The organism is Mycobacterium sp., assembly GCF_044370595.1.
Lineage (GTDB): Bacteria > Actinomycetota > Actinomycetes > Mycobacteriales > Mycobacteriaceae > Mycobacterium.
The window spans coordinates 79,802-90,847 of sequence record NZ_JBILVF010000001.1 but is presented as its reverse complement, the minus strand read 5'-3'; the positions used below and the strand labels follow the sequence as shown (position 1 = coordinate 90,847).

At 65.6% G+C, this 11,046-nt stretch carries 11 protein-coding genes; 9 read left to right on the top strand and 2 right to left on the bottom strand.

Going from position 1 to position 11,046, the window contains the following annotated elements:
- Positions 1-998 (top strand): chaperonin GroEL (groEL, locus tag ADBZ5N_RS00515; protein WP_526255519.1); only part of this gene is annotated, 998 nt, incomplete at its 5' end.
- Positions 999-1,108: 110 nt separating this feature from the next.
- Here the strand turns inward: groEL and ADBZ5N_RS00510 are convergent.
- Positions 1,109-2,830 (bottom strand): N-acyl-D-amino-acid deacylase family protein, encoded by a 1,722-nt coding sequence (locus ADBZ5N_RS00510; RefSeq protein ID WP_526255518.1) that lies wholly within the window; start codon positions 2,828-2,830, stop codon positions 1,109-1,111.
- Between the two features lie 34 nt (positions 2,831-2,864).
- Between ADBZ5N_RS00510 and ADBZ5N_RS00505 the strand changes: the two genes are divergently transcribed.
- On the top strand, positions 2,865-3,383 hold the full coding sequence (locus ADBZ5N_RS00505; RefSeq protein WP_526255517.1) for a mycothiol transferase: 519 nt from the start codon (positions 2,865-2,867) through the stop codon (positions 3,381-3,383).
- 38 nt (positions 3,384-3,421) lie between these two features.
- Positions 3,422-3,961, top strand: coding sequence for a phosphatase PAP2 family protein (locus tag ADBZ5N_RS00500; RefSeq protein ID WP_526255516.1), 540 nt, complete (start codon positions 3,422-3,424; stop codon positions 3,959-3,961).
- Here ADBZ5N_RS00500 and ADBZ5N_RS00495 read toward each other — a convergent pair.
- Positions 3,950-5,971, bottom strand: coding sequence for a prolyl oligopeptidase family serine peptidase (locus ADBZ5N_RS00495; protein WP_526255515.1), 2,022 nt, complete (start codon positions 5,969-5,971; stop codon positions 3,950-3,952). The two genes, ADBZ5N_RS00500 and ADBZ5N_RS00495, sit on opposite strands and share 12 nt — an antisense overlap.
- Positions 5,972-6,037: 66 nt before the next feature.
- On the opposite strand from ADBZ5N_RS00495, the gene exaC reads away from it, so the two are divergent.
- From exaC to ADBZ5N_RS00465, 6 genes are all read left to right on the top strand, one after another.
- Positions 6,038-7,561 (top strand): acetaldehyde dehydrogenase ExaC, encoded by a 1,524-nt coding sequence (gene exaC / locus ADBZ5N_RS00490; RefSeq protein ID WP_526255514.1) that lies wholly within the window; start codon positions 6,038-6,040, stop codon positions 7,559-7,561.
- A 127-nt stretch (positions 7,562-7,688) separates the two neighbouring features.
- Entirely contained in the window at positions 7,689-8,183 is a 495-nt protein-coding gene (locus tag ADBZ5N_RS00485; RefSeq protein ID WP_526255513.1) for a DUF779 domain-containing protein, read from the top strand.
- Positions 8,184-8,213: 30 nt separating this feature from the next.
- Positions 8,214-8,492 carry a putative holin gene (locus ADBZ5N_RS00480; RefSeq protein WP_526255512.1) on the top strand — a complete coding sequence of 93 codons (279 nt, stop codon included), beginning with the start codon at positions 8,214-8,216 and terminating at the stop codon, positions 8,490-8,492.
- On the top strand, positions 8,485-9,306 hold the full coding sequence (locus tag ADBZ5N_RS00475) for a hypothetical protein (protein ID WP_526255511.1): 822 nt from the start codon (positions 8,485-8,487) through the stop codon (positions 9,304-9,306). Before ADBZ5N_RS00480 ends, ADBZ5N_RS00475 begins: the two co-directional genes overlap by 8 nt.
- 45 nt (positions 9,307-9,351) lie before the next feature.
- Positions 9,352-10,746 (top strand): dihydrolipoyl dehydrogenase, encoded by a 1,395-nt coding sequence (lpdA, locus tag ADBZ5N_RS00470; protein WP_526255510.1) that lies wholly within the window; start codon positions 9,352-9,354, stop codon positions 10,744-10,746.
- 10 nt (positions 10,747-10,756) lie between these two features.
- Positions 10,757-11,026: a hypothetical protein gene (locus ADBZ5N_RS00465; protein ID WP_526255509.1), complete on the top strand. Its 270-nt coding sequence runs from the start codon at positions 10,757-10,759 to the stop codon at positions 11,024-11,026.
- Positions 11,027-11,046 lie beyond the last annotated feature (20 nt).

Genomic DNA, 11,046 nt, shown 5'->3' with positions numbered 1-11,046 from the left:
AAGCCGTCCTGGAGGATCCCTACATCCTGCTGGTCAGCTCCAAGGTCTCGACGGTCAAGGACCTGCTTCCGCTGCTGGAGAAGGTCATTCAGTCCGGCAAGCCGCTGCTGATCATCGCCGAGGACGTTGAGGGTGAGGCGTTGAGCACCCTGGTCGTCAACAAGATCCGCGGCACCTTCAAGTCCGTCGCGGTCAAGGCTCCGGGCTTCGGTGACCGTCGCAAGGCGATGCTGCAGGACATGGCCATCCTCACCGGCGGCCAGGTCATCAGCGAAGAGGTCGGTCTGTCCCTGGAGACCGCCGACGTCTCGCTTCTCGGCCAGGCCCGCAAGGTCGTCGTCACCAAGGACGAGACCACCATCGTCGAGGGTGCCGGTGACTCCGAGGCCATCGCCGGTCGGGTCGCCCAGATCCGCAGCGAGATCGAGAACAGCGACTCCGACTACGACCGCGAGAAGCTGCAGGAGCGTCTGGCCAAGCTGGCCGGCGGTGTTGCGGTGATCAAGGCCGGAGCGGCCACCGAGGTTGAGCTCAAGGAGCGCAAGCACCGCATCGAGGACGCGGTGCGCAACGCCAAGGCCGCCGTCGAGGAGGGCATCGTCGCCGGTGGTGGCGTGGCTCTGCTGCAGTCGGCTCCGGCGCTCGATGAGCTGTCGCTGACCGGTGATGAGGCGACCGGCGCGAACATCGTTCGCGTGGCGCTCGAGGCACCGCTGAAGCAGATCGCCTTCAACGCCGGGCTGGAGCCGGGCGTTGTCGCCGAGAAGGTTCGCAACTCGCCCAGTGGTACCGGCCTGAACGCCGCCACCAACGAGTACGAGGACCTGCTCGCCGCCGGCGTCGCCGACCCGGTCAAGGTCACCCGCTCGGCGCTGCAGAACGCGGCATCCATCGCGGCGCTGTTCCTGACCACGGAGGCCGTCGTCGCCGACAAGCCGGAGAAGGCGACGGCACCCGCCGGCGACCCGACCGGTGGCATGGGAGGCATGGACTTCTAAGTCCTGCATACGAAAAAGCCCGGGCCCTGGCGGCCCGGGCTTTTTCTATCGCCAGTGTGGCCGATGCAGCTATTCCGGCGGATTCATCTGCATAGGGCGCACATTCGGCGCTAGACGGCCGGGGCGGTGCGGCGGCCGCGGATCAGCCGGCCCGGCCGGGCCGCCGTCGGCACCCCGTTCTGCGCGATCACCTCGCCGGAGACGATCGTGGCCACGTAGCCGTCGGCGGTCTGGTCCAGCCGACGCCCGCCGGCGGGCAGGTCGTAGGTGATCACCGGCTTGTGCAGGGTCAGCCCGGCGTGGTCGATCACATTGAGGTCGGCCTTGTAGCCGACGGCGATGCGGCCGCGGTCGGCCAGGCCGGCCACCTGCGCGGGCACCGAGGTCAGTTGGCGCACCGCCTCACCCACCGACAGCCGCCCGGAGGACCGGTCGCGGGCCCAGTGCGCCAGCACGAAGGTGGGATAGCTGGCGTCGCAGATCATCCCGTAATGCGCGCCGCCGTCACCGAGGCCCAGCACCACGTCGTCGCGGCGCATCAACTCGCCGACGGTATCCAGCGAGTTGTTTTCGAAGTTGGCCAGCGCCACCAGCATCATGGCGTGCCCGTCCTCATCGAGAAGCCGGTCGTAGGCCTCCTCCATCGGGCTGACCCCGCGGGCCTTGGCGCGTGCGGCGATGCTGTGCTCGGGTGCCGGCTCGTAGTCGGCCGGCTCGGTCATCGGGAACATCCACTCCCAGGACTGTGCGAAGTACATGAACGGATGACCCTGGCCCGGCTTGTCCGCCAGAATCCGTTCCCGCACCTGCGGCTTGCGCATCTCAACCACCCGCTGCGCCAGCGGAAGGTCGGCGATCTCCCGGTAGCTGGGGTACAGCGCGAACGGGTTGGCGGTCAGTTCCAGCCCGATCACCAACCCGATCGGCCGGGCGAACACCTGCGCGGTGATATTGGCGCCGGATGCGTTGAACTTCTCGATCATGGTCACCGCGCCCGGCCAGATCGGCGCGCCGGAGTTACCCGTGGTCAGCGTGAAGGTCACGGCCAGTCCCGCATCAGTGGCGGCTTCGAACACTTCCTGCAGCACACCTTCGTAGCCACCGGCTGCGATGTCGGGAATGAACTGCAACAGCCCACCCCCGGCGTCAGCCACGCCGTTGGCAATCGCCGAGATCTCCTCGTAGGCGGCGCCGTAGGTCGGAATCGGTGCCCCGCTTCCGGTCTTGTGAAATGCGAAGCGCGACGACGAAACACCCAGCGCCCCAACCTCGATGGCTTCGGCGGCCAGTTTGCGCATCAACGCGAGATCCTCGGGGGTGGCCGGTTCACGGTCGGCGCCACGTTGACCCATGACGTACACCCGCAACGGCGAATGCGGCAGATACGCGGCCACATCGATATCGCGGCGACGACCCTCCAACGCATCCAGGAACTGCGGGAAGGTCTCCCAGTCCCAGGGCAGCCCGTCGGTCATCACCACACCCGGGATGTCCTCCACACCGGCCATCACGTCGACGAGGACGTCATGGTCGGCGGGGCGGCACGGGGCGAATCCGACCCCGCAATTGCCCATCAGCGCGGTGGTGACCCCGTGCGACGACGACGGTGCCATCCGGTCCGACCAGATCGCCTGCCCGTCGTAATGGGTGTGCAGGTCGACGAAGCCGGGGGTGACGAGCAGGCCGGTGGCGTCGATTTCCCGCGCCCCTGCACCGTCCACGGTGCCCACCGCCACGATCACGCCGTCGGCGACGGCGACATCGCCGGGAAAGGGTTCGCCGCCGAGTCCGTCGACGATTCTGCCGTTGCGGATGACCAAGTCGTAGCTCATGGATCGAGGTTACGTCTCCAGTAGCGTCGAAGGGATGACGGATGCTGCCCGCGCAATCCTGCGCGACTCCTTCACCAGGCTCATCGAGCACGTCGACGAACTCACCAACGACCTCAGCGACGAGGTCGCCTTCTACCGACCCACGACAGTGTCGGGACAGCAGGCCAACAGCATCGCCTGGCTGATCTGGCACAGCGCCCGTATCACCGACGCCCAACTCGCCCACATCGCCGCGATCGAACAGGTGTGGTTCCGCGACGGCTGGGTGGACCGGTTCGCCTTGGACCTCCCTCGGGACGCCCATGGCTACGGCCACACCCCCGACGAGGTCGGCAAGGTGCGTGCTCCCGGAAATCTGCTCAAGGGCTACTACCATGCGGTGCACAGGATGTCGCTGGAGTACGTTGCCGGCGTCACCGATGAAGAACTCGCCCGCATCGTCGATGAGAACTGGAATCCGCCCGTGACCGCGAGTGCCCGACTGGTCAGCATCATCGACGACTGCGCCCAGCATCTGGGCCAAGCGGCCTACCTACGGGGGATCGCACCCTGAATTTCAACGGTATCGACAGGGCACTGGTGGGCTGGCCGATGATCGGCCTACCGCTGATGGTCCTGCTCGGCATGGGGGTGCGCGGCGGTGCGACACCGGTGGACGCGTGGCTGCAGCAGGCTCACGGCACCCCGCTGAGTTCACTGCTGGTGTTCACCGACTACCGCACCGCGCAGGCACTGCTGATCACCTCACTGGTGGTGTCGCTGTACCGGCGGTTGTGGGCGTTGCTCCCGCTGATCGTGGTGTTGCCGCTGATCGCGGTGGCGGCCAGTTCGGTGCTCAAGCCGGTGTTCGGCCGGATGAAGGAACAGGGATTGGCCTATCCCAGCGGACACACCACGGTGATGGTGGTGCTGCTCGGCGTGCTGATCCTCGCTGTCGGGGTCCGGCGGTGGCTGATCTGGGCCGCGGCGGCGTTCGCCGTGCTGGGGATCCTCGGCCAGTCGGTGACCTACCACTACTTCACTGACGGCGTGGGTTCGGTACTGCTGGGCACATCGCTGGTGTGTCTTGCCGTCGCCGCTTTGCGATGGGCGCGGCGGCGTACCCGTGGTTGGCTGCGCCTACGCCTGTGACTTGCCCGGGCCGTCGAGCATCCGGTGCAGGTAGGAGAACGCCAGCGCCGACTTGAATGCCGTCTGGGCATTGTCCGCCGCCCCGGCATGCCCGCCCTCGATGTTCTCGTAGTACCACACCGGCTTGCCGCGTTCTTCCAGTGCGGCGGTCATCTTGCGGGCATGCCCGGGGTGCACCCGATCGTCGCGCGTCGATGTGGTGATCAGCACCGGGGGATAGCGGTCCTCTGTGCTGATGTTCTGATACGGCGAGTACTTGCTGATGAAGGCCCAGTCCTGCGGATCGTCCGGGTCGCCGTATTCGGCCACCCAGGAGGCGCCTGCCAGCAGCAGGTGGAAGCGTTTCATGTCCAGCAGTGGCACCTGGCACACCAGAGCGCCGAACAACTCCGGGTACCTGGTGAGCATGATGCCCATCAGGAGCCCGCCGTTGCTGCCGCCCTGAGCACCCAGTTGGGTGGGAGTGGTGATCCCGCGCTGCACGAGATCGGTTGCCACAGCGGCGAAGTCCTCAGCGACTTTATGCCGGCCCTCCCGCATCGCCTGGGTGTGCCAACCCGGCCCGTATTCCCCGCCGCCACGGATGTTGGCCAGCACGTAAGTGCCGCCGCGGGTCAGCCACAGCCTGCCCAACACACCGCCGTATCCCGGTGTTTGAGACACCTCGAAGCCGCCGTAACCAGCCAGGAGGGTCGGTCCGGCCGGATGGCCGCTGCGCGGACCCACCACGAAGTAGGGCACCTGGGTTCCGTCATCGGAGGTCGCGAAATGTTGGGCGACTTCCAGATCGGCGGCATCGAAGAAGGCGGGTGCCTTCTTTATCGGGCTGAGTATGCCGTCGGCCGTGCCGTGCAGCAGTGTCGACGGCGTGAGGAATCCGCTCGAGTCCAGGAATATCTCGTCGCCGGTGTCATCAGCGGCCACGATCACGGTGTTGGTGTTCTTCTCCACGCCCCGGACCGGTTCCCGGGTCCACGATCCAGGTGTGACGATTTCCACGTTGCTGGCAACGTCGGCCAGGGTGACCATCAGTAGCCGGTCTTTCGTCCAGGCGTACTGGTGCAGACAGGTGTGCTGATCGGGTTCGAAGACCACTGCTAATTCCGCTGTGCCGGCCAGGAATTCGTTGTAGTCAGCGGCCAGGAGCGAACCGGCGGTGAAGTCGGCGGTGCCGGTGTGCCAGTCGGTCCTCAACTCGATCAGCAGCCAGTCCCGGTGCACCGAGATCGTCGCATCGGTGGGTGCATCGATGCGGATGAGCTCACCGGACCGCAGTTCGTATCGCTCGTCGTTGAAGAAGTCGATCGCCCGGTAGATCACCGTCCGTTCGTAACCGGGTGTCCGGTCCACGCCCGCCACGACGGTGACGTCGCTCTGCGCGCCGGTGAACAGCGTCTGTGCCTCGGCGAGCGGTTGGCCTCTGCGCCAGCGCTTCACCAGTCGCGGATAGCCGGAGTCGGTCAGCGAGTCGGGCCCGAAGTCGGTTCCGGCCAGCAGAGTGTCTGTGTCTTCCCAGGTGACTCGGGATTTGGCCTCGGGAAGCTCAAAGCCACCGGACACGAAACACCTTGTCTGCATATCGAATTCACGAACCACCGATGCGTCGGATCCGCCGCGGGACAGCGAGATCAAGGCCAGTGAGTGGTCGGGTTCGATGACATCCGCCCCCGCCCACACCCAGTTCTCGCCATCGGTGCGGGCCAACTCGTCGACGTCGACGATCACCTCCCACGTCGGATCGTCAGTGCGATAGCTCTCCAGCGTGGTCCGCCGCCACAGACCCCTGGGATTGGCGGCATCCCGCCAGAAGTTGTAGAGATACCTACCGCGCCGGCGCACGTAAGGGATGCGGGTATCGGTGTCGAGGACCTCCAGTGCCTCGGCGCGCATCCGTTCGAAGTTTTCGTCACTGAACTCGGCGATGGTGGAGGAGTTGCGCTGCCGCACCCAGTCCAGAGCCTCCTCGCCGTCGATATCTTCCAGCCACAGGTACGGGTCGTCATCGGCCATGCCGCCAAACCTATCTGAGCGGTAGTGTGAGCTGCGTTACATCTCGCCGTGGAAGGAAGTCGCCGAATGACCGTTTACGCACGTCCAGGTGCTGCCGATGGGTTGATGTCCTTCCCGAGTCGCTATGAGAACTTCATTGGCGGCCAGTGGGTCGCCCCGGCGGGAGGCGACTACTTCGAAGCGCTGTCCCCGGTTAACGGCCAGCCGTTCTGCGATGTGGCCCGAGGTACCGCCGCGGACATCGAGATGGCTTTGGACGCCGCGCACGCCGCCGCCCCGGCTTGGGGTAAGACCTCGGTGGCCGAGCGTGCGGTGATCCTCAACATGATCGCCGACGTGATCGAGGCCAACCTGGCGAAGTTGGCACTCGCTGAGTCCTGGGACAACGGCAAGCCGATCCGCGAAACGCTCAACGCCGACATCCCCTTGGCGGTAGATCACTTCCGTTACTTCGCCGGTGCGATCCGGGCACAGGAGGGATCGCTCTCGGAGATCGACGATGACACGGTGGCCTACCACTTCCACGAGCCCCTCGGGGTGGTGGGCCAGATCATCCCGTGGAACTTCCCGATCCTGATGGCGGTGTGGAAGCTGGCACCCGCACTGGCGGCCGGTAACGCTGTCGTGCTCAAACCCGCCGAGCAGACCCCGGCCTCAATCATGTACCTGATCTCCCTGATCGCCGACCTGCTGCCGCCCGGAGTTGTCAACGTGGTCAACGGATTCGGGGTGGAGGCTGGTAAACCGCTGGCCTCCAGCAACCGGATCGCAAAGATCGCCTTCACCGGCGAGACCACCACCGGACGGCTGATCATGCAGTACGCCAGCCAGAACCTGATCCCGGTGACCCTGGAACTGGGCGGCAAAAGCCCGAACATCTTTTTCTCCGATGTCATGGCGGCCGCCGACGACTACCAGGACAAGGCGCTGGAGGGGTTCACCATGTTCGCCCTCAACCAGGGTGAGGTGTGCACCTGCCCGTCGCGGTCGCTGATCCAGGCCGACATCTACGACGAGTTCCTGGCGCTGGCCGCGATCCGCACCAAGGCCGTCCGCCAGGGCGACCCCCTGGACACCGAAACGATGATCGGTGCGCAAGCTTCCAACGATCAGCTCGAGAAGATCCTGTCCTACCTCGAAATCGGGAAAAGCGAAGGCGCGACGATCATCACCGGGGGTGAGCGTGCCGACCTCGGCGGCGACCTCTCCGGCGGCTATTACGTGCAGCCCACCATCTTCGCCGGGCACAATTCGATGCGGATCTTCCAGGAGGAGATCTTCGGTCCGGTGGTCGCGGTCACATCCTTCACCGACTACGACGACGCCATCCGCATCGCCAACGACACCCTCTACGGTCTGGGTGCGGGGGTATGGAGCCGCAACGGCAGCGTCGCCTACCGCGCCGGTCGTGACATCAAAGCCGGCCGGGTGTGGACCAACTGCTACCACCAGTACCCCGCTCACGCGGCCTTCGGCGGCTACAAGCAGTCCGGCATCGGCCGGGAGAACCACAAGATGATGCTCGACCACTATCAGCAGACCAAGAACCTGCTGGTGTCCTACAGCGACAAGGCCGTGGGGTTTTTCTGATGAGCGCTTGCGCGAAGAGCATTGGGTTCTGATGAGCGCTTGCGCGAAGAGCATTGGGTTCTGATGAGCGCTTGCGCGAAGAGCATTGGGTTCTGATGAGCGCTTGCGCGAAGAACATTGGGTCCTGATGAGCGCTCCGCCGCGGGTGCTGATCACCGCCGCCGCGGCGGAACTGCTGCGCCGCTTGCAGGACCGCCACGGCCCGGTGATGTTCCACCAGTCCGGTGGATGTTGCGACGGCTCCTCCCCGATGTGCTACCCGCTGGGGGAGTTCATCGTCGGTGACCGCGACGTACTGCTCGGCGTGGTGGTCGACACCCCGGTCTGGATCTCCGGTCCGCAGTTCGAAACCTGGAAGCACACCCAGTTGCTGATCGACGTCGTCGCGGGCCGAGGCGGGGGCTTCAGCCTGGAAGCCCCGGAGGGGGTCCGGTTTCTCAGTCGGGGCAGGGCCTTCACCGTCGCCGAGATCGCGGTGCTGGCGGGGGACCCCGTACTGACGGGCGCGGACTACGAACGGGGTGCGCGACCGCCCGACCGTCCCGACGTGGTGGTCGGCGAGGCCTACCCCGGTGAGGTCTGCCAAATACCTGTTCGGCACGCCGACGCGGGTCCCCCGTAGCAACGCGCGCAGCCCGTATCGTCGCCAACCGTGATACCCCTGCCCAGGGCATGGCTGCTCACAAGCGCGTTGCTCCTTGGCTGCGTCGCGGGTCAACTCGCCGCGGTCGCCGCCAAGATGTTGGTCGACGCCACCATCCGCCCCGACCTCGTCGTCGCGTTGGTCGTCGGTGTGCCCAGCGTCATCGGGGTACTGCTGATCCTGTGCTCCGGACGTCGGTGGGTCACTACCGCCGGAGCGTTCGTCCTGGCGATGGCACCCGGTTGGCTGTCGGTTCTTTTGCTGATGCAGGTGGTGTCGGTTGACTGACACTGCCTCGCCGATCACCGAACCGCATCTGACGCCGATGTTCGCCACCGGAGCACAGCCGGTCCTCTCGCCGAACACCGAACCCAACCCCGCCCCGATCTTTGACACCGGTCCGCATCCGGATCCGCTGCACACCGCCGCACAAGCCCCTGCGGTTGAGGATGAGTCCGATGGCTGGGCGACCGCGGAGTGGGACTCCGATGAGTGGCGGGCCGCAGAGTGGCGGCACCCAGACCCTGAATCGGTCGCTGGGGCCGACGAAGCTGGGGCCGACCAAGCTGGGGCCGACCAAGCTGGGGCTCCGCAACTCGAATCCGCTTCGGACGGTGTCGATCCCGACCTTAACCTCGCCCTCGACGCGATCGAGGGTGAGCCGCAAGCCTCGGTCCATCAGGCCTTCAGTGAGCTCGACACCGTCGACACCGACGCCTTCCTGCGTGCGGTCACCGGGCACGTGCAACCGGCGGCCGTCCCGGCGCATCCCGTTGTCGTTGCTGGCAGCTACCAGTTCGTGAAGCGGTGGAAGTTCGCGTTGATCGTCGCCGGTGTCTGGGTGCTGGCCGCCGCCGTCGGCTTGGGCTTCTACTACTGGTGGTACACGGCCTTGACCAAGACCATCCCGGTCTTCGGCATTCTGTTGTACCTGGCGGTGTGCATGGTTGCGAGCCTGCTGGTCTCGATGGTGCCGAACCGCCCCCAGATCACCGCGCTGGCGATCGCACTGATGGCCGCGCCACTGGCGTCGACTGCTGCTGCAGCGGTGCTGCACGGCGCCTACTACTTCGAGTGGATCGCCCGGCCGGTCATCGGCTGAACGAGTCGGCCGATCTGGGTGCCTCGATCGGGCTAGGGTAGGCCCGTGACTCACTATGACGTTGTCGTCCTCGGTGCCGGCCCCGGCGGATACGTCGCTGCGATCCGCAGTGCACAGCTCGGCCTGAACACCGCCATCATCGAGCCCAAGTACTGGGGCGGGGTGTGCCTCAACGTGGGCTGCATCCCGTCCAAGGCGCTGCTGCGCAACGCTGAGCTGACCCACATCGTCACCAAGGAGGCCGCGACCTTCGGCTTCTCCGGGCAGGTCACCGCCGACTTCGGTCCCGCGTTCGACCGTAGCCGCAAGGTTGCCGAGGGCCGCGTCGCCGGCGTGCACTACCTCATGAAGAAGAACAAGATCACCGAGATCCACGGCTACGGCCATTTCACCGACGCCAACACGATCGCGGTTCAACTCAACGAAGGCGGGACCCAGACCGTCACATTCTCCAACGCGATCATCGCGACCGGCAGCAGTACCAGACTCATCCCGGGCACCTCGCTGTCGAGAAACGTGGTCACCTACGAGGAGCAGATCCTCGACCGGGACCTACCGCGGTCGATCGTCATCGCCGGGGCCGGTGCGATCGGCATGGAGTTCGCCTACGTGATGGTCAACTACGGCGTCGACGTCACCATTGTGGAGTTCCTGCCGCGCGCGCTCCCCAATGAGGACGCCGAAGTCTCCAAGGAGATCGAGAAGCAGTACAAGAAACTCGGCGTCAAGATCCTCACCGGCACCAAAGTGGAGTCCATCACCGACGACGGGTCCACCGTCACGGTGGTCGTCAGCAAGGACGGCGCGAGCCAGGAACTCAAGGCCGATAAGGTGATGCAGGCCATCGGCTTCGCGCCGAACGTATCCGGTTTCGGTCTGGAGAACACCGGCGTGGCGCTGACCGATCGCGGCGCCATCGCCATCGACGACTACATGCGCACCAATGTGCCGCATATCTACGCCATCGGTGACGTCACCGCCAAGCTGCAACTGGCACATGTCGCCGAGGCGATGGGCGTCGTGGCCGCCGAAACCATCGGCGGCGCCGAGACCATGGCACTGGGTGACTACCGGATGATGCCGAGGGCGACCTTCTGCCAGCCCCAGGTCGCCAGCTTCGGGCTCACCGAGGAGCAGGCGAGGGCAGAGGGCTACGACGTCAAGGTCGCGAAGTTCCCATTCACCGCCAACGGCAAAGCGCACGGATTGGCCGACCCCACCGGGTTCGTGAAGGTGATCGCCGACGCCAAATACGGCGAACTGCTGGGTGCGCACCTGATAGGACCGGACGCTTCGGAGTTGGTTGCCGAGCTGACCTTGGCGCAGAAATGGGATCTCACGGTCAACGAACTCGCCCGCAACGTGCACATCCACCCGACGTTGTCCGAAGCACTGCAGGAATGCTTCCACGGCCTCGCCGGCCACATGATCAACTTCTGAGACGAGCCGCGTGAGATCAGTGGTCGTCGCCGCCATCGGCGGTCTGCTGCTCGGACACATCCTGTGGTTGCTTGGGATCACCCTGGCGACCGACTCGGGGTCGCGCTCCACCATCGTGTTGATGCTATCGGTGATCTTTCTGGCCGCCGCCGGGTACGCCATCTACCGGGCGTGGCAGTACTACCAGCGTCAACAGTGGACGCCTGCCGCATTCCTCGGGGGGCTGTCGGTGTCGCCGGTGATTTTGACGCTCGTCGTGCTCGGCGTCACCTACCTCTAGCTGGGAGCATCCCTGAGCGG